Here is a 19,026-nt window from a genome sequence, read left to right on the forward strand (position 1 = left end):
CTTAGTTTGTGAAAGCCTCATGTTTTGTTAGACATTTGAACTATCAAAAAACAACAAAACCGATTAATTATGAAAACTATTTACACACTTTTAATAGCTTTAATATTTACTTTAAATGTAAATGCTCAAACAGAAACAAAAGTAACTTCTAATGGTCAAAATATTACTGTTACCATACAAAACATTAAAAATGATAAAGGTAGTGTTATTTTGGGTCTACATACCGAAGACACTTTTATGAAAGGTCCTGGTATAAAAAACTTAAAGTCTAAAATAGAAAACGGACAAATAACCGTTACTTTTAAAAATGTTGAAGTTGGCACATACGCCATTATGGTTATGCATGACGAAAATGATAATAATCGTATGGATTTTGAAAATGGTATGCCATTAGAAAGTTACGGTATGTCTAACAATCCAATGTCTTATGGTCCGCCTCAATACCAAGATGCAAAATTTGAAGTAAACGATAAAGATTTAAGCTTTAATATTAGATTTTAATCAATAAACCAACCAACTCAATCAATCAAAAAACTAAAAAAGCGCTCTAAGTAGAGCGCTTTTTTTTGTGGGGAGAGCAGGATTCGAACCTGCGAAGACATAGTCAGCAGATTTACAGTCTGCCCTCGTTGGCCGCTTGAGTATCTCCCCAAAACCGTCGGCAAATATATTTAAGTTATTATTCTAAACAAAGTAAAATTTTAACCTTTTTTGTATTTATTTCAAATTAATTTGATTTTTAAGTAGTTACAAAAAAGCCTCAAGAAAGAATTGAGGCTTTTTTTAAGAACATCAAATCAATTAAAATGAATAAGTTAATACTCCTGCAAAACTTCTTGGATCTGTTTGGTTAATAAATCTCGTTCTGTATGCATTATAACCTATTTCGTCAAACACATTGTTCAATAAAACTCTAAAGTTCCAGTGTTGATCAAACTTGTATGCTACTTGAGCATTTACTAATGTATAAGAGTCTACATTAAATGGTTTTTGGTTTGGTACAATACCTTCATGCGTTACAGCTCCTGCGCTCCAATCATTAATTGGTCTTTCTCCTGTATAATATACTCCTGCTCCAACAGATAATCCTTCCAACTGTTGTTTAAAGCTATAGTTAGCATAAGCATTAAATGTATGCTTTGGTGTGTTTAGCGGTGAAGAACCGTAAACAAAAGATGTATGTTCTTTATACTGCGCATCTATGTAAGAGTAACCTGTAATCACTTCTAAATTTTCTAAAATACGACCACTTAATTCAACCTCAACACCTTGTCTTTGGTCATTTCCTCCTTTTTGATAGTAACCAGTTGCAACCCAGTTTTCATCATACACAGGAAGGTTGATATCTCTGTTATTGATTTTGAAATACGTCAAGTTAAAACGCAATCTATTATTTAACCAATTGGTTTTTACTCCTGTTTCAAATTGATCAAATCTTTCGTTACCTAATTCATTTCCATTAACATCTAAACGAGTTGCTGTTCTTGGATAAGAGCTATTAGTGTAAGAAGCAAATAAGTTAACATTATTAAATGGTGATACTATAATTCCTCCTAGTGGATTAAAAGCATCACTTTCTGTTGTTTCTGTTTCAGTAATTGTTTGCGTTTTACTATAACGTACTCCTAAAAATGTTTTTAACCATTTATTAAATGTAATAACATCTTGTGCTACAAAACCGATTGCTTTAGATTTTGCACCACCAATATTTACTGCAGAAAAACTTAAGTTATCAGGCAAAGTATGTGTATTTTCTGTAAAAACATCTATGGTATCTATTGCAGAAACACGTTGAGATGTTGTGCTAAAATTAGATGTACGATAATCAAATCCTACTTGAAAACTGTGCTTTAATTTACCTGTTTCAACCTCGTCACCTATTAAATCAAACTGTAATACGCTATTATCATCACTTCTTGTAGACACTGAATAGCCTCTTACCCTTTGATTGTAAATAGGATTTCCGTTAATGTCTTCTATTACGTTTCCTAAGCTAGTTCCTTTATCATCTAAATCCAAACTAGATTTATAAAAAGCTCCTTTTAAGCTTAATTTATCGGTTAATTTTCTGTCTAAACGAATTGCATAAGTTGCATTTGTAGTTAAGGATTTATCATTTTCATATCCTAAATACTGGCTATCAGGTAGATCATAGATAGCGTTTAAATCATTTCCGGCAAGGTTAACTGTTCCAACATCTGGAGTACGGCTATCTTCAAAATAATCCATTTCAAAAGTTAATGTAGTTTTCTCATCTGCCTTCCACTCAAAAGATGGATTGATATAAAAACGGTCACTAGATACATTATCCCTAAAGCTATCTGCACGCTCTAAAGCACCGTTAATTCTAAATGCTGTATTCTCAGATTTAGTTAATGGACCATACACATCAAAAGTAGTACGTGCTTGACCAAAACTACCTGCACGTAATGAAGCATTACCGCCAAAGGTGTACTTAGGTGTTTTTGTAACTAAGTTGATAACTCCACCAGGACTACCTAAATCTGTTGCTACACCTTGCGTAATAGATGCAGCTCCTTTTAATACTTGTATATTATCAACACCTTGCATGTCTGTTAATACTCCTACACCTCTAAAATCTGAATGTACTCTAACTCCATTTTTTAAGATAGGAATACCTCTAAACCCACGTGAAGACATACTTTCTCTCTTATTACCATACGTAGCAAACGTATATACACCTGGTACATTTTTAGTTGCTTCAGAAATGGTTAAATTACCTTGTTGCATAATTAACTTATCAGAAATTATAGAAATACTCTGTATTTGCTCATAAGGTGCTAATGGTAATCTGGTTAATGCTTCAATTTTATCAGGATGTTTAAAACGACTTCCAAAAACTTCAACTTCTTCTAAATCTGTATCACCTTTTAGTTGAAAATTAACTGTTAAAGTTTGATTCTCTTCTAAGTTTACTGTCTTAGTTTGAGCTACAAAACCTACGTAAGACACTTTTATATTATACGTTCCCTTTTGTAGATTTTCTAATGAATAATAACCTTCTTGATTTGCAGATGTTCCTTTAGATGTACCTTCTATGATCACATTTGCAAAAGGGATTATCTCATTAGTTTGACTAATAACTTGACCTTCAATTTTTGATTGAGCAATAGCAAATTGCGTAAACAAAATTAATAATAGAGTAATATTTTTTAACATAATTTATTTAGATTGATTTTAAATAATGCCGCAAATATATACCTGAAAAGTAACAAAACAAACTTTATTTAGACTAAATATAAATAATATTTATAATGATTTGAAAGTCAACAATCTAATTTATGTTAAAGTTTAAGCTATAAATTATGTAACTTAGTCCTAAATAATAATAAAATGAAAAAGGTAAGTTCAGTTGATGAGTATATTGAGAATCATCCAAAATTTTCTAATCAATTAATTGCTTTAAGACAGCTTTTAATTTCAACAGAATTAGAAGAACAAATAAAATGGAATGCACCAACCTACTCTATAAATGGGAAGAATGTAGTTGGATTAGGTGCTTTTAAAAATCATTACTGTTTATGGTTTTTTAATGGTGTGTTTTTAAAGGATGAAGCTAATGTGTTAGTTAATGCGCAAGAAGGAAAAACTAAAGCATTGAGACAAATGCGGTTTGAAGTGGATGATACAGTAAACTCTAATTTAGTTTTATCTTATGTAAAAGAGGCTATACAAAATCAAAAATTAGGTAAAGAGATTAAAGCTACAAGAACTAAAAAAGCAGATATTACTATTCCTACGGAATTAGAATTTGCTTTTAAAGAAGATAATAATCTTAAAGATGCTTTTGAAAAACTAAGTCCTTCTAAACAAAAGGAGTATTGTAATTATATAAGTGAAGCTAAACGAGAATCAACAAAAGTGAGTCGCTTAGAAAAAATAACGCCTATGATTATGGAGTTAAAGGGCTTACATGATAAATATAAAAATTGTTAATTTACATCGTGCTTTAGTTATGTGATATCTAATAATCTTTTGAAATGATATATAATAAAAAAAGGCAACCAACTTGGTTGCCTTTTTTTAAATATGTCGTAATAATTACTTTTTTTCTACTGATGGATTGTTTAATGTTTTACTCATTTCCATAGAAATAGCAGAACGATCAAACTTTAATTTACCAGACATAGTTTCTATAATACAGCTGTTATCTTTTTCATTAAGATCTACAACTTTACCATGTAAACCACTTTTAGTAATTACTTTATCACCTCGTTTTAATTCTGCAGCAAACTTTTTTTCTTGTTTAGCACGTTTCATTTGTGGTGCTATCATAAAAAAGTATACTACAGCAAACATTAAAATTATTGGTAAAAAACTTCCTATTTCTCCCATAATTATTGTGCCATAGGTAAGTTAGCTTTTTGTGCAGCATTTGGATCTGGCTTCACAAAAGCAGAGATTTTTACAGTTTCTCTTCCTGTTTTAGTGTTTGCAGTAACTGTTACTACTTTAGTTACTTTGTTTGTTCCTTTACCGTTAAATTTAACTGTAAACTTTCCTGATTCGCCTGGTGCTAATGGCTCTCTTGACCAATCTTTAGGAATAGTACATCCACAAGAACTTTTTACATCTGTAATTACTAATGGTGCTTCTCCTACGTTTTTGTAAGTAAACACAGTTTCTACAGGTGTACCAGAAGCTATTTCGCCAAAGTCATGCTCTGTTTTATCAAATTCCATTACAGGAAAAACGTTTGCTTTTGCATCTCTTTCTGCTGCAGCTGCAACATTTTCTGCATCAATTTTTTTTGTTGCATCTTCTTTACATGATGTAAATCCTACTAAGCAAATTGCACTTAATACAACTAGTACTTTTTTCATAATATAATTTTTTAATAGTTATTTATTGCCAAATTGGCTAAAGGGTTAAAATTTTAGAATGGTAAAAGTAAGAATATTTTTTTACTACATCAATCCTCTACCTACTTTATTTAGTTTTCCTTCGTTTTGGTATTCTTTTAGAAGTTTATCTAAAATACCATTTATAAATATGCTACTTTTTGGTGTTGAGTATTCTTTAGATATTTCTAAATATTCATTTATAGTTACTTTGGTTGGTATTGAAGAAAAGTGTAATAACTCGCATATTGCCATTTTTAGTAATACCATATCTAGTGATGCAATACGATCTCTGTCCCAATTGCTTGTTTTTCCTGTAATTTCTTCGCCTAACTTACTTTGATTTAGTAACGTCTTTTTAAATAATTTTATAGCGTATTCTTTGTCTTCTATATCTTTATATAGCTTTGGTGTTAAGGTTACAGGATCACTAGTTTCTTTAAGTTTTCTTAATAATTTAAGGATAAATGTATTTACTGTTGGTAAATCGTCTAACCATGTTAGATTTTTATCTTCTAGATAGTCGTAAAGCTTGTCGTTTGGTGCTATAATTTCTTTAAAGATATCTATTATAAAGTTTTTATCTTCTTTAAATGTAGAGGTCTTTGTTGACATGTAATCTTTGTACAGGTCACTGTTTTTAATTTCTTTGTAAAGTAAATCTACGTACTCGTTATCTAATTGCCAATTTGTTATTTTTCTGTCTTCTAATTGAACTTTTAGTCTTTCGTTATTAACGATTAATTGTAGTAATTGGTTGTTAATAAACTTTTTGTTTGGATTTTTATCTTCTTCTGTGGCTAGATGTTTTTTTTGTGCGGTTTCTAGATGATTTGTCGCTTTTTTATTGATTTCTATTAATAAAGACATTAATAGTAAATACAGGTTATACATATTGTCTATACTGTACAATAAAAACTTTTGATCTTTTGTAAAATCATCACTTTCTGTACCATTAAATGCAAATAGTGTTTGCATTACTTTTACACGAATATGTCTTCTTGTTAACATCATTACAAAGAACTTTTTGGGTTGTGCACTATTTAGTTTAAAATGCTTTTCTTGTTAAATTAAAAAAGGCGAAAGATTGGTTTCTTTCGCCTTGCAAAAATAATATAATTTATAGGATAACCTATTGTTGATTTTCTTTTTTTCTTGCTTCTATTCTACTTTGTGCAATATTTAAAGCAGCTTGATGTGTCGTGATATTATTAACATCTGCATTGTTTAAAATCTCAATAGTTGTATTGTATATGTTTTCTGTTTTGCGCATAATTTCTGTTTTGTCATAATTTTCTAATTCTGCGTAAACATTAATTATTCCTCCAGCGTTAATTAAAAAGTCTGGTGCGTAAACAATACCTTTTTCTTGTAGTAAACGACCGTGTTTAATCTCGTCTGCTAATTGGTTATTAGCTGCTCCTGCTACAACTTTTGCTTTTAATGTTTGGATAGTAGCATCGTTAATTGTTGCTCCTAATGCACATGGTGCATAAATATCTACTTCTTCTGCATAAATATTTTCACCTTTATAAATTGTTGCACCGTACTTTTTACTAATAGCTTCAAGACGCTCTTGGTTAATATCGTCTATAATTACTTTTGCTCCTTCTTGTACTAAGTGTTCTACTAAAGTTTCGCCAACATGACCAATACCTTGTACTATTACTTTTTTACCTTCTAATACATCCGTGCCAAATTTAAATTTAGCTGCAGCTTTCATCCCCATAAACACACCGTATGCGGTAATTGGTGATGGGTTACCTGCGCCTCCTTTTTCTTCAGAAATACCTGTTACGTATGGTGTTACTTCTCTTACTAAATCCATATCTGATGTTTCCATACCAACATCTTCTGCTGTAATATATTTTCCGCTTAGGCTATGTACAAACTCTCCAAAACGCTTCATTAATTCTGGTGTTTTTTGCGTTTTTGCATCACCAATAATTACTGCTTTTCCTCCACCTAAGTTTAATCCTGTAATTGCAGATTTAAAAGTCATACCGCGTGATAAACGTAGTACGTCATTAAGTGCTTCCCACTCGTTAGCATACTGCCACATTCTGGTTCCTCCTAATGCAGGTCCTAATACTGTATTATGTATCCCGATTATTGCTTTTAATCCCGTATCTTTGTCGTTGCAAAAAACAACTTGTTCGTGATTGTCAAAAGATAATTGCCCAAAAACAGGATCTGCTTTTTGTAATTGATTTGTATTGATTAATTCTGAAATCATTTTTTATTGATATTAATTTTAAACCTAGTCAAAATATAGATTTTATAAAATGACGGTGCAAAATTAGACTATAATTAATATATGAACAATTTTTTTAGTGTTAAAATACGAATTTGACAATATCATTTATTTCAATTATTAATTTCTTAATGAAAGAACTACAACATCTTAATAAATATTTTTACAAGTACAGAAGCCGTATTATTATTGGTATTTTTATAACTATAGCTTCTAAAGTCTTTTCGGTTTTTGTCCCAAAATACATTGGATCTATAATCGATGTGGTTAACCAACAGCTTCAAAATGAAAATATAAATGAAGCACTATTTAAAAGTACACTTCTTAAATACATTTTAATTATTGTTGGTGCTGCTGCATTTTCGGGTATTATGACCTTTTTAATGCGTCAAACTTTAATTAACGTTTCTAGATTTATAGAAGCCGATTTAAAAAATGAAGTCTACCAACAGTATCAAAGACTATCGCTTAATTTTTATAAGAAAAATAGAACTGGAGATTTAATGAATCGTATTAGCGAAGATGTTGGTAAAGTACGTATGTATGTTGGTCCTGCCTTAATGTACAGTATTAACACCTTAACGCTTTTTGTGGTTGTTATTATTTTTATGTACCGACAATCGCCAACGTTAACAATGTACACCTTAATACCATTACCAATTTTATCGGTTATTATCTATAAAATAAGTTCAGAAATACATAAAAGAAGTACCGTTGTACAACAGTTTTTATCAAAACTATCAACGTTTTCTCAAGAAACATTTAGCGGAATTTCAGTAATTAAAGCCTACGGAATAGAGCCACAAACCTATACCAATTTTGAAGATTTAGCCGAAACTAGTAAACAAAAACAACTAAGTTTGGTACGCATTCAAGCGTTTTTCTTCCCGATGATGATTTTACTAATTGGATTAAGCAACATCGTAGTAATCTACTTTGGCGGTAAACAATATATGGCTGGAGAGATTACTTTAGGAACCATTTCTGAATTTATCATGTACGTCAATATGCTAACTTGGCCAGTTGCTACTGTTGGTTGGGTTACTTCTATTGTACAAGAAGCAGAAGCCTCTCAAAAAAGAATAAACGAGTTTTTAAAGACCGAACCTGAAATTAAAAACAACAATCCAAAACCTTCTACTATAAAAGGTGATATCGAATTTAAAAACGTGTCCTTTACTTATGATGATACTAACATACAAGCCTTAAAAGATGTAAGTTTTAAAGTAAATTCTGGCGAAACGCTAGCAATAATTGGTAAAACAGGATCTGGTAAATCTACCGTTTTAGATCTGGTTGGAAGGTTATATGATGTAGAAAAAGGAGAAATTAGTATAGACCAAAATCCAATAGAACAACTTAACTTAAACAGTTTAAGAAACGCAATTGGTTACGTGCCACAAGACGCCTTTTTATTTAGTGACACTATAAATAACAACATAAAATTTGGTAAAGAAAATGCTACTGATGAAGAGGTTATTGAAGCTGCAAAACAAGCACAAGTCCATAAAAATATTATCAAGTTTAATAAAAAATATGATACTGTTTTAGGCGAACGTGGTATTACATTATCTGGCGGACAAAAACAACGTGTGTCTATTGCCAGAGCATTAATAAAACAGCCACAAATAATGTTATTTGATGACTGTTTATCTGCTGTAGATACAGAAACAGAAGAAAAAATATTAAATAATCTTAAAAAAATAACCGAAGGAAAAACCTCTATTATTGTTAGTCACCGTATATCTGCAGCAAAAAATGCACATAAAATTATAGTATTAGACAACGGTAAAATTGTTCAATCTGGCACACACGATCAGCTTATAAACACAGATGGTTACTACAAAGAGCTATACTTAAAGACAACCAAGTAAAAAGATTTGCATGAAATTGTTGTGACATTCAACTTTTTTTTTGATTTTTGGTTTAGAAATTTTTAACAAACACAACTCATATTATGAATAACGAAATGATGGAGAAAGAGGAAATTTTTTCTAAAGTACTTAGAGCAGGAAGACGTACTTATTTTTTTGATGTAAGAGCTACTAAAGCAGACGATTATTATTTAACCATTACAGAAAGTAAAAAGTTTACTAACGACGATGGATCATTTCATTACAAAAAACATAAAATCTACTTATACAAAGAAGATTTTAGCGAATTTAACACCATCTTAAAAGAAATGACCGATTATATCGTGAATGAAAAAGGTGAAGAAGTAATTAGCGAACGTCATCAAAAAGACTTTAAAAAAGAATACAATACAGAACAAGTTACTTCTGAAAGTGCAGAAAGCAGATTTACAGACGTAGACTTTGACGATATTTAAGATAACTTAACTACTCTAACTTAAAAGGCGCTTTTTTAATTTTAAAAAGCGCTTTTTTTATATCTTACTTTTTAAGATTTTTCGCTTTGCTCTGAATGACAATCACATTCTAAAAAAGATTCTTTTGTCATTCAGAAGGAAGTATGACTGATGAATCTGCAAATAAAGCAATCACTATAATAGATTCTTCGCTTTCACTCTGAATGACAATCTTAATCTTAATACTTAAATCTGTTATCCAGAAGGCTGTGTGCTAAACTTAGTCGAAGTGAAACACGACTAATATCTTTTCATTGTATTTTTTGATTTAAAAAATTCCAATTTGGATTAAAACTGCTTATCAAATTTTCTTTCTTAACTCTACTCTTTCCTTTTATTTCTTTCTCTCTTTTAATTGCGGCTTCTATTTCAGTAAAATGTTCAAAATAAATTAAAAAGAAACACTTATACTTAGCTGTAAATGACTTTGAAAAAGGTAATGGGTTATTATGGTAATGTAATCTTTCAACTAAGTTTCTAGTAACACCTGTATACAATACTGTTTTATTCTTATTTGTTAGTATATAAACATAATAATTATGTGTTCCTAAAGGTTTCAATATTTAAGATTTTTTGAATCTGAATTTACTTTTATTAATTTAAAGATACTTTATTAAAAAACACCTTTGTCATTCAGAAGGAGGAACGACTGATAAATCTACAAATAAAGCAATCACTATAATAGATTCTTCGCTTTCGCTCTGAATGACAGTCACTTCCTGAAAAAGATTCCTTTGTCATTCAGAAGGAAGTATGACTGATAAATCTACAAATAAAGCAATCACTATAATAGATTCTTCGCTTTCGCTCTGAATGACAGTTGCATATCTTATTAAAACTACTTTAAGTATTTTTAACTTACACTAGTCCCATTTGGTACTTTTTGTTCTGGATTAAGTAAAAACACATCTTTTTCTTTTACTGCACCAACAACTAAACACTCGCTCATAAAATTAGCAATCTGTTTTTTAGGAAAATTTACAACAGCTACAATCTGTTTATTAAGTAAATCTTCTTTATTATAAATTGTGGTTATTTGAGCAGACGTTTTTTTAACACCTAAACCTCCAAAATCAATTTTTAATTGAAATGCAGGGTTACGTGCTTCAGGAAAATCTTTAACCTCTATGATGGTTCCTATTCTTAGATCTACTTTTGTAAAATCTTCAAATTGAATAGTATTACTCATAAATATCTATTTCAATGTTTATCTTTGCAAGATAATTGTTTACTCATGAAAAAATTAATTTTTCTACCTCTATTTTTCTTCACAGTACTTCAACTTTCAGCTCAAAATAAATATGAGCAAGAGTCTAAAATTTCGTTTACAAACGTACCTGAAAAAGCCAGGTTATTTGTATCAAAAATCATTCAATCTAAAAAAGTAAAATGGTATAAAGAGCAAAGCAATAACGGGATTAGCTTTGAAGCAAAATCTAAATTTAAAGGTAAAAAATACAGTATCGAATTTGACACTAACGGAACAATTGAAGATATTGAAATTGAAAAAAAATGGAATGATCTACCAAAAACCATTCAACAAAACATTATAAACTCTTTACAAAACACTTTTATAAAGCATAAGATTAGAAAGATACAAATTCAGTTTTCTGCTGAAGAAAAAGACCTAATCAACTATTTTAAAGATGATGTTAAAAATAATATTACGGTTAAATATGAAATAGTTGTAAAAGGAAAATCTGATTCTGGAAAACATCTTTTTGAGCTTTTATTTAATCACACAGGACAATTAGAAGCTACGTCTAAAATTGTGTTTAGAAACACTGATAATATCGAGTTTTAATGAAAAAACGTTATGCTTTTTTAGTTATATGTATACTTGCTATTTCGGTTAGTTTTGGTCAAAACAGATACCAAGTTGGTACGTTACCTACACTAAACATTAGTAAATCTTTAAACAATAATTGGCAGTTAAATTTTAAATCAGAATTTAGGCAATTATTTAAAGAAGGCATTACCAACAGCACCCAAAATTCTGGTTACGATTACGTACATACAGACGCAGCTTTTGTAGTCTCTAAAAAAGTGGGATTAAACAATAAATTGGCTGGTGGTTTTTTACTTAGATTTACCAATAAAGACGTTATTAAACGTAGTATACAACAATTTACTATTATAAATACTTTAAGCAATTACCGTTTAGGACATAGATTTGCATCCGATCAAACTTTTGAAAGTGATCAAGATATGCAATTAAGACTTAGATATCGTTTAACTTTTGACTTGCCTTTAAACGGTCAAACCGTAGATGCGCAAGAATGGTATTTTAAAATAAGTAATGAATACTTAAATATTTTTGAAGGTAAGGATTACGATTTAGAATTAAGATTATCGCCTAATTTTGGCTATGTTTTTACAGATAATAATAAACTAGAACTTGGTTTAGAATACCGTACTAACGACTTTGTTAATAATAATAATAATAATAATACCAGAAACAGATATTGGTTAACTATTGGTTGGTATTTAAGTTTATAATTGTTAATCTGTACATTACTAATGTATTAGTAGTCAAAGGATCTTTAATTAAGATTATTATAATATTGATTTTTCAGCCATGCATCACTTCAACTACGCTTAGTGAACAGTTTGAATAAGGACAAAACATGTTATTTAGATTCCTCTTTTCGCAGAAATTTTATTTACAAATAATCCAAAGGACTTTTAATTTTATGCTTAGAAAGATTAGTTACATTGGTGTAAACCTGAGTAGTTTTAATGCTATAATGCCCCAATAATTCTTGAATAAACCTAATATCTGCGCCACTTTCTAAAAGATGTGTAGCGTAGCTGTGTCGTAAACCATGTATACCAATACGTTTGTTAATTCTGGCTTTTTTCATTGCGGTTTTAAAAATACTTTGCACGCTTCTGGTCGAATATTTTCCGCCGTATTGACCGTTAAATAAATAATATTCTGGTTTATATTTTTGGTAGTAATCACGCATTTCTTCCAAAATACTTTCGGGTAAATTTACTACTCGGTCCTTTTTTCCTTTTGCTCCTTCTACTCTAACCATCATATTTTCGCTATCAATATCGGTTATTTTAAGATTAGTCACTTCGCTTAGGCGTAACCCCATACCATAAACCAGTTTTAAAATAAGCAGATGTTTTTCATTTTTAACTTGTTTAAATAGTCGTTTTATTTCGTTTTTAGATAAATGTTTAGGTAATGTAATTGGCTTTTTAGGTCTAGGTATATCAAAAAACATTTTTGGTTTATGTAATACTTGCTCATAATAAAATTTAATAGCATTAATCTTTCCATTAAGTTTTCGTTCTTTCATTTTATCATGCTCTAAACAAAATAAAAAGTAGGATTTTAGTTTTTCTGGAGTAAGCATATTTACATCATAATTTTTTATCAATTTAAGTAAATGTGCAAACTCATAAAGATAGGTTTTTATGGTGTTTGGGCTATATGCTTTAAGTTTAAGTAACTGATGAAAATTTATAAATGCTTCTTGATTATTTGGATGAATTTTTTGCAGATAACCAACAGATTTGTCTTTACTTGGTAGCTGTAACGCTTCTCTAACCGAAGTACCATCTATCATGTACCAGCATTTTTGAGTCTTACTCCATTTTGCAGAAGGAAAACGCTTTTTAAGTTGATTTATAAGCGTTGAGGAGTATGGAAACTTAATCCAAATAACATCTTTGTCATTGTGTTTACCAAATTGAAATGAATAATTACTTAAAATCAAAACCTGCGTAATTTGTATATCTATTTATCAAAAATAAAAAATAATTTTAATTAGATATACCAATTACGCAATTAATTTAAAATCTTCTCATCTACTGTAAACAATAAGCTTTTAAAATATTTATATATATAGATTGAATATTTATTTTATATTTAGTATTATTGCGTATATATAAGTGTTGTAGCCAATTTGAAAAATGACCTCGGATTTGAGATTTAGACCGGCAAAATATGAAGATTGGAAACTGACTTTTGAGTTTAAAAAAGATGGACTGAAAAGTTACGTGGAAAAAATTTGGGGCTGGGACGAAAAAATCCAAAAGAAAATGCACAAGGATAATTTCGACCCTAAAAAAACCGAAATAATCCAATCGGAAAACAACGAAATCGGATATTGGACAATTCAAACTTCTGAATCGGAAATCTATCTTGAAAACTTGATTCTTGGAAAGGAATTTCAAAATAACGGATTTGGAACAAAAATTATGGATTCGATTATCCGAAAATCGGAAAAAGAAAAAAAATCAATCGGATTAAGGGTTCTGAAAGAAAATAAAAGAGCAAAGAAGTTCTATGAGAAATTAGGATTTGAAAAAATATTGGAATCTGAAAATCACTATGAAATGAAAAAAACTGGCTACAACAATGTATAACCGCAATTACGGCGGATTCGACTACGTCCGAATCCACTCGGAATTGCTAACGTCTGTGTTTAACCGAAAAATTTGCGTACTTTAACCCGTAACTGACGGTTATACGAGACCGTTGGCAACAAGCTGAAAAACGAACTCAACGAAAAAAAATGAACTCAAGAACAATCGAGAAAAATATTGGAAAACCGACAAAAATCGATTGGAAAAAACCGAAAGCAATTGGTAGTTCATCATTTTATCTAAAGTCTTTTAAAGCAAAAAATAATTCGACGGAATTTATAAAAGAAAACTCTAAATGTAGTTTTGAAAAATATTCAGGAGGAATTCTTTTAAGGTCAAATTTGTCTAATAAAACAAGTGCGTTGACAATAAAAGAATCGGAAATCGAATACATAAAATTAATACGTGGAAAAGAAAGTGTTGAACCTCTGACTTTATCACCAATGTGGATTATGTTGAAATTAGGAGTTTCTAAATTGATTGCAAGATATTTTAGAATTGTGCTTGGAGAATATTCAATCGACGAAATGAAATTAAAAATCGAGACCGAAAATCAAATTATGGAATTCACGCAAAACGGATATATATTTGAGAGACAATTGAGTTTCTTTAAAAACCTGAATTACGGAGAAAAATTAATAATTGAAATGAACGAATAAAATAAAAATCGGAACGAAAAAAAGAAAGCCAGTTGCCAACACCGTATATAATTTATTGCTAGTTATAGCCTACTTACGAAAATCCTCGCGGATTTTCTATTCGGTTTTTATTTGCTAAATTACGTGCTAAACCACGCAACAAACCATATACAAACACGTTGTAGCCAATACGACCAACACACAGAAAACCAAGAAATGTTAGACCAATCCTTCTCTTACGAAAATTTCAGAATCTTACTTGATGTAGAGAATAGAAAAGGTCGTTACCTCGAAGATAAAGCTTTTTTTGATTCGGATATTTTTAAAAAATCAAGAGATGTTTCAAAATTAATCATTGATAAAAACCAAGAAATTAGGGACGAATCATTCAAGGTCTTTTCAATAAAAATCATTAAGAATAGAGATTACACAAAATTAAACAAACTAAAAGAAGAAAAACAGGAGCTAAAAAAAACAAGGGAAGAAATTCTTCAAAAGATTCTAATTGAAATTGCTCGAAAAACGGACATTGAAGATTATGAATTGAAAATAAAAAAAGGACAAATAAAATGGGGAAGTCAGTTATACGAAATTGAGCATAATCCTGAAAATTATTTTGTAACCAAACAGTTACAGCGAAATATTTATAAGACTTTTAAAGTTAAACAATCCAGTCGCAAAACTATTATAGACCAATTACGACTTTTATTAGATGATGGATTTCCTAAAATAATTATTAGAACAGATATTAAAAAGTTTTACGAATCTATTCCTCACAAGGAACTTTTAGAAATAATTGAAGAGAACAGCTTGTTAAGTTATCCTTCAAAAAAAATAATTAGACGTGTTTTAAATCAATATTGGAACATTTTAATTGCAGACGGTTCAAAATCAACAACAGATGAACGTCAAGGTATACCTAGAGGAATCGGATTTAGTGCCTATTTGTCTGAACTTTATTTAAGAGGTTTTGACAAAAAAATTAAATCTCTGAGCAATGTATCCTACTATACAAGATATGTCGATGACATTATTATAATTATCACGCCAAATCACAGAAAAGAAATTAGAAGTAAAACATCATACATAAATAACATCAAAAACATTTTATTGACTTCTACTAAATTAGGACTCAACACCAACAAAACCGAGGTTTTAAACTTAACAAAAGAGAATAAAGAAAGGAAAATCTCACAGAGTTATGACTTAACATATTTAGGGTATAAATTTAAATTGAGTTACACTAAAAAAACAGAAACAAAAGGCGAGAAAACCGTAACAAAAATTACCAAAGACAAACTTCAAGTGTTTATGTCTGATGATAAACTTACTCGCTATAAAAATAAAATAAACGCATCTTTTTCTGATTATAGTTCTGACATAATAAAATATGCTAGTGCGAAAAACACAACAGAAAGAATGTTATATAAAAGGCTAAAATTTTTAACCAAAAATCATCAATTATTTAGACGAAAAAGTAATGTATTTATAGGGATTTATTTTTCAAATGAATTCCTAACTGAACCCTATACTGATTTAATAGAATTGGATAACTATTTAAAACAAAAAATATCTACTCTACCCGTATCAACTAATTCAAAAATTAGAGCAAAACTAGATACCTTATCATTTGAAAAAGGTTTCAGAACAAAGAAGATTGTTCGTTTCAATATTGACTCTTTTAAAAATGGTAAAATGACTAAAATCTGGAAAGGACTATAACTTATGCGAAAAAAAGTTCCAATTTCATACTCAAAAGAAAGAGTAGTATTATCAGATGTTTTACCATATGAAACGCCTGTAACATTTTCAAATAGATATTTCTATAAATATTTACTTAAACGTAAAAAAAGTGAGTCTAATTATAGTTTTAAAGATAAACATAACAAAGCCTATTCAGAAATAGAGTGGATTTTATTTAATGTTAAAGAAAAAACTACACCATTTAGTTTTAACATTACACATAAAAAAAATGACTTTAGACAACTGTGCGTAATTCATCCAGCCAATCAAAGGAAAATGGTTGAATTTTATGACAAGTATAAGGAACTCATAATTTACTATTGTTCTTTAAGCCCTTTTTCAATTCGTAGACCTTCTAAAGTTGCTAATTTCACTTTCTATAACGATGTTCTTCATAAAAAAAATGAAGACAAAGATTTACAACATTCTCAAATCGAGCAAGAAGATAGTGAATACGAAAACTTAAAATCATTTTTCAGTTATAGAAAGTATAGCAATATCCATAAATTTTACGAGTCCTATCAATTCCACAGAAGTGAAAAAAAATATAATAAACTTTTAAAAATTGATGTTACAAAATGCTTTGACAGTATATATACACATACTATATCTTGGGCAGTTTTTAATAAAAACATTGTCAAAACCAATATTGAGTCTTCACTTTCAACTTTTGGAGGAGAATTTGACCGTTTAATGCAAGACCTAAACGCAAATGAAACTAATGGAATAATTATTGGTCCTGAATTTTCACGAATTTTCTCTGAATTAATCCTTCAACAAATTGACATTGACATTTATGAAAAATTAAAAACACGTGATAAAAATGGAAAAGAATTAATACATAAAGTTGATTATGAAATTTTTAGATATGTAGATGATTATTTTATTTTTTACAACTTAGAATCAGATTTAGATAGAATATCGGAAACTTTCAAATTATCATTAAAGAGATATAAAATGTATCTCAATGATAAAAAATCAATTCAATATTCTAAACCAATCATAACAGAAATCAGTATTGCAAAACAAAAAATAAATGACCTATTTAATAATCATTTACTTTTAAAAGAAAAGGATAAACAAGAAGACGATGAGGAAATAAAACCAATTTTGTATTTCAGTTCAAACAATGTAATTACACGCTTTAAATCAATTATAAAGCAATCTGAAGTTGATTACAAAGATATAATGAATTATACTTTAGCTGTTCTTGATAACAAAACGAATAAACTAATCAAGAAATTTAAAAAGCTTCAAGAGGAAGACGAAGAAATTTCAAAGAAAACTCAAAAAGAATTCGAGACAGGATTTTTAGAAATTTTAGATGTAACATTTTTTCTTTATTCGGTTTCTCCTAAAGTTAACTCTACAATAAAAGTTTGTCTAGTAATTGACAAGATTACCAGCTTTCTTAAAAAAAATAAAACTAACGAATACAAAGAACCATTCACATCTAACTCAAAACATAATATTCTAAAGAAAATATCAGATGAAATAAACTTAATACTTCAAAAGAACAAAACAAAAAAAGAAACACAAATTGAAACACTTTATTTACTGATTGCTTTAAGTCGACTAGGAAGAGAATATCGTTTAAATTTTAAGCTACTATGCTCTTATCTAAATATCAAGATTCATAAGGATAATTCACTAGATTTTCTCAATGAATTAAATTATTTTTCGATTACAGTCCTATTATTCTATATAAGAGATATTAAAATCTACCAACCTATATTAAAAGAGTTAAAAAAGACAATACTGGAAACATTTAAAGTTTGTAAAATAACAGGATGGAGAGATAAAACAGAATTGGTTTTATTATTAATGGATATATTAACTTGTCCTTTTTTAAATAATAAATTAAGTAAAGAGGAAAAAGATAGTCTTAACTCTGACATTTCTGGTGTTTATAATTCAGCTATTTCACCTATGCATAATCCAGAAGATTATTTATTTACATTGAAAAAAAGTTTAGAACAGTTTAAAACAAATAAATCATTACATAAAATAGAAAAAAATATTATTTTTAGAGTTATTGGTAATTATGAAAAATATGTAACCGAATTACAAAAATCTATTTGGCAGAGACAAAATATTTACAATCTAGAGGCTAAATTTGTCAATTCTATTATATCATTTAAAGAAAATTTTGATAATCATATCAACAAATACGAATATAAATTAAAGCTTCTCAAAGAAGTCGGAATAAACAAGAATAGGATAGCACTTATTGAACAAGAAAAATATTGGTTTACAAAATGGACTAATTTTGATTTTGGTCTAGAGCTTCAAGCAAAAAGAAGTCAAGAAGTGTATTAAAGCATACCGTAACTGACAGCTAGCAATAGCAACACACACAAACGGTGTAAGTAAACTCTACAGCTGAGTTCTTACTAAAAAGTAGTCTGAGTCAGGGACTACTTTTAATATTAACACTTAAAAGTACTGGCTACAACAATGTATAAAAATAATAGCGGTTTAATCGCTAAAACGAAAGTAAGTAAATATAAAAAAGGTCAGTGTTTAACCGAAAAGTTAGTGCGTGAAAATCCGCTACTATTCTTATACTAGACCGTTGGTTGCAATAGCGGAATTAAAAACTAAACGTAAAAATCGTGTGAATTCCGAGCATTGAAAACAACGGAACTTTGCGCAAAAAAATATAACAGAAACTGAATTTAATACTAGAAACCAAAACGTAACGCTGAATTGAAAAATGTAAAACGGAACTGTGCGCAGAAATCAACTTGAGCGGAATTTAAAAAACGTGAATTGATC

Annotated in this window: 18 protein-coding genes and 1 tRNA gene; 10 read left to right on the forward strand and 9 right to left on the reverse strand. The window is 29.2% G+C overall.

Features of this window, described 5'->3' with window-relative positions:
- The first annotated feature begins 69 nt into the window (after positions 1 to 69).
- Positions 70 to 501: a DUF2141 domain-containing protein gene (locus WA340_RS12545; protein ID WP_027878580.1), complete on the forward strand. Its 432-nt coding sequence runs from the start codon at positions 70 to 72 to the stop codon at positions 499 to 501.
- Between the two features lie 68 nt (positions 502 to 569).
- Here WA340_RS12545 and WA340_RS12550 read toward each other — a convergent pair.
- Positions 570 to 651 (reverse strand) — tRNA-Tyr (locus tag WA340_RS12550).
- Between the two features lie 150 nt (positions 652 to 801).
- Positions 802 to 3,180 (reverse strand): TonB-dependent receptor, encoded by a 2,379-nt coding sequence (locus WA340_RS12555; RefSeq protein WP_336129333.1) that lies wholly within the window; start codon positions 3,178 to 3,180, stop codon positions 802 to 804.
- Positions 3,181 to 3,354: 174 nt separating this feature from the next.
- On the opposite strand from WA340_RS12555, the gene WA340_RS12560 reads away from it, so the two are divergent.
- The gene (locus tag WA340_RS12560; RefSeq protein ID WP_336129334.1) at positions 3,355 to 3,957 is read left to right on the forward strand and encodes a YdeI/OmpD-associated family protein; all 603 of its coding nucleotides are present in this window, start codon (positions 3,355 to 3,357) and stop codon (positions 3,955 to 3,957) included.
- Between the two features lie 105 nt (positions 3,958 to 4,062).
- Here WA340_RS12560 and yajC read toward each other — a convergent pair whose 3' ends face one another.
- The 4 genes from yajC to WA340_RS12580 all read right to left on the reverse strand — a co-directional run bounded on the left by yajC (position 4,063) and on the right by WA340_RS12580 (position 7,098).
- The gene (gene yajC / locus WA340_RS12565; protein ID WP_027878577.1) at positions 4,063 to 4,356 is read right to left on the reverse strand and encodes a preprotein translocase subunit YajC; all 294 of its coding nucleotides are present in this window, start codon (positions 4,354 to 4,356) and stop codon (positions 4,063 to 4,065) included.
- Positions 4,357 to 4,358: 2 nt separating this feature from the next.
- Positions 4,359 to 4,844, reverse strand: coding sequence for a DUF1573 domain-containing protein (locus tag WA340_RS12570; RefSeq protein ID WP_106677014.1), 486 nt, complete (start codon positions 4,842 to 4,844; stop codon positions 4,359 to 4,361).
- A gap of 84 nt (positions 4,845 to 4,928) precedes the next feature.
- Positions 4,929 to 5,873 carry a transcription antitermination factor NusB gene (gene nusB, locus WA340_RS12575; RefSeq protein ID WP_336129348.1) on the reverse strand — a complete coding sequence of 315 codons (945 nt, stop codon included), beginning with the start codon at positions 5,871 to 5,873 and terminating at the stop codon, positions 4,929 to 4,931.
- A 121-nt stretch (positions 5,874 to 5,994) separates the two neighbouring features.
- Positions 5,995 to 7,098 (reverse strand): Glu/Leu/Phe/Val family dehydrogenase, encoded by a 1,104-nt coding sequence (locus WA340_RS12580; protein WP_027878574.1) that lies wholly within the window; start codon positions 7,096 to 7,098, stop codon positions 5,995 to 5,997.
- Positions 7,099 to 7,247: 149 nt separating this feature from the next.
- Between WA340_RS12580 and WA340_RS12585 the strand changes: the two genes are divergently transcribed.
- The gene (locus WA340_RS12585; protein WP_336129335.1) at positions 7,248 to 8,990 is read left to right on the forward strand and encodes an ABC transporter ATP-binding protein; all 1,743 of its coding nucleotides are present in this window, start codon (positions 7,248 to 7,250) and stop codon (positions 8,988 to 8,990) included.
- Positions 8,991 to 9,073: 83 nt separating this feature from the next.
- Positions 9,074 to 9,445, forward strand: a complete 372-nt coding sequence (locus tag WA340_RS12590; RefSeq protein WP_036226860.1) for a PUR family DNA/RNA-binding protein — start codon at positions 9,074 to 9,076, stop codon at positions 9,443 to 9,445.
- 290 nt (positions 9,446 to 9,735) lie between these two features.
- On the opposite strand, the gene WA340_RS12595 is transcribed toward WA340_RS12590, so the two are convergent.
- Together WA340_RS12595 and WA340_RS12600 are read right to left on the reverse strand one after the other, a co-directional pair.
- Positions 9,736 to 10,044: a GIY-YIG nuclease family protein gene (locus WA340_RS12595; RefSeq protein ID WP_336129336.1), complete on the reverse strand. Its 309-nt coding sequence runs from the start codon at positions 10,042 to 10,044 to the stop codon at positions 9,736 to 9,738.
- 293 nt (positions 10,045 to 10,337) lie between these two features.
- Positions 10,338 to 10,673 carry a tRNA-binding protein gene (locus WA340_RS12600; RefSeq protein ID WP_336129338.1) on the reverse strand — a complete coding sequence of 112 codons (336 nt, stop codon included), beginning with the start codon at positions 10,671 to 10,673 and terminating at the stop codon, positions 10,338 to 10,340.
- A 45-nt stretch (positions 10,674 to 10,718) separates the two neighbouring features.
- Here WA340_RS12600 and WA340_RS12605 point away from each other — a divergent pair, with 45 nt between their 5' ends.
- The gene (locus WA340_RS12605; protein WP_336129339.1) at positions 10,719 to 11,288 is read left to right on the forward strand and encodes a hypothetical protein; all 570 of its coding nucleotides are present in this window, start codon (positions 10,719 to 10,721) and stop codon (positions 11,286 to 11,288) included.
- Positions 11,288 to 11,983, forward strand: a complete 696-nt coding sequence (locus WA340_RS12610; RefSeq protein ID WP_336129340.1) for a DUF2490 domain-containing protein — start codon at positions 11,288 to 11,290, stop codon at positions 11,981 to 11,983. The genes WA340_RS12605 and WA340_RS12610 overlap by 1 nt, the downstream gene beginning before the upstream one ends.
- A gap of 164 nt (positions 11,984 to 12,147) precedes the next feature.
- On the opposite strand, the gene WA340_RS12615 is transcribed toward WA340_RS12610, so the two are convergent.
- Positions 12,148 to 13,215 carry a tyrosine-type recombinase/integrase gene (locus WA340_RS12615; RefSeq protein ID WP_223077084.1) on the reverse strand — a complete coding sequence of 356 codons (1,068 nt, stop codon included), beginning with the start codon at positions 13,213 to 13,215 and terminating at the stop codon, positions 12,148 to 12,150.
- Between the two features lie 208 nt (positions 13,216 to 13,423).
- Between WA340_RS12615 and WA340_RS12620 the strand changes: the two genes are divergently transcribed.
- The 4 genes from WA340_RS12620 to drt3b all read left to right on the forward strand — a co-directional run bounded on the left by WA340_RS12620 (position 13,424) and on the right by drt3b (position 18,567).
- Positions 13,424 to 13,867, forward strand: coding sequence for a GNAT family N-acetyltransferase (locus WA340_RS12620; protein ID WP_336129341.1), 444 nt, complete (start codon positions 13,424 to 13,426; stop codon positions 13,865 to 13,867).
- A gap of 149 nt (positions 13,868 to 14,016) precedes the next feature.
- Positions 14,017 to 14,526 (forward strand): hypothetical protein, encoded by a 510-nt coding sequence (locus tag WA340_RS12625; protein WP_117160300.1) that lies wholly within the window; start codon positions 14,017 to 14,019, stop codon positions 14,524 to 14,526.
- Positions 14,527 to 14,649: 123 nt separating this feature from the next.
- Positions 14,650 to 16,227 (forward strand): antiviral reverse transcriptase Drt3a, encoded by a 1,578-nt coding sequence (gene drt3a / locus WA340_RS12630; RefSeq protein ID WP_336129342.1) that lies wholly within the window; start codon positions 14,650 to 14,652, stop codon positions 16,225 to 16,227.
- Positions 16,228 to 16,230: 3 nt separating this feature from the next.
- Positions 16,231 to 18,567 (forward strand): antiviral reverse transcriptase Drt3b, encoded by a 2,337-nt coding sequence (gene drt3b / locus WA340_RS12635; protein WP_336129343.1) that lies wholly within the window; start codon positions 16,231 to 16,233, stop codon positions 18,565 to 18,567.
- Positions 18,568 to 19,026: the final 459 nt, after the last annotated feature.

This window comes from Mesoflavibacter sp. CH_XMU1422-2, assembly GCF_037029245.1.
Classification (GTDB): domain Bacteria; phylum Bacteroidota; class Bacteroidia; order Flavobacteriales; family Flavobacteriaceae; genus Mesoflavibacter; species Mesoflavibacter zeaxanthinifaciens.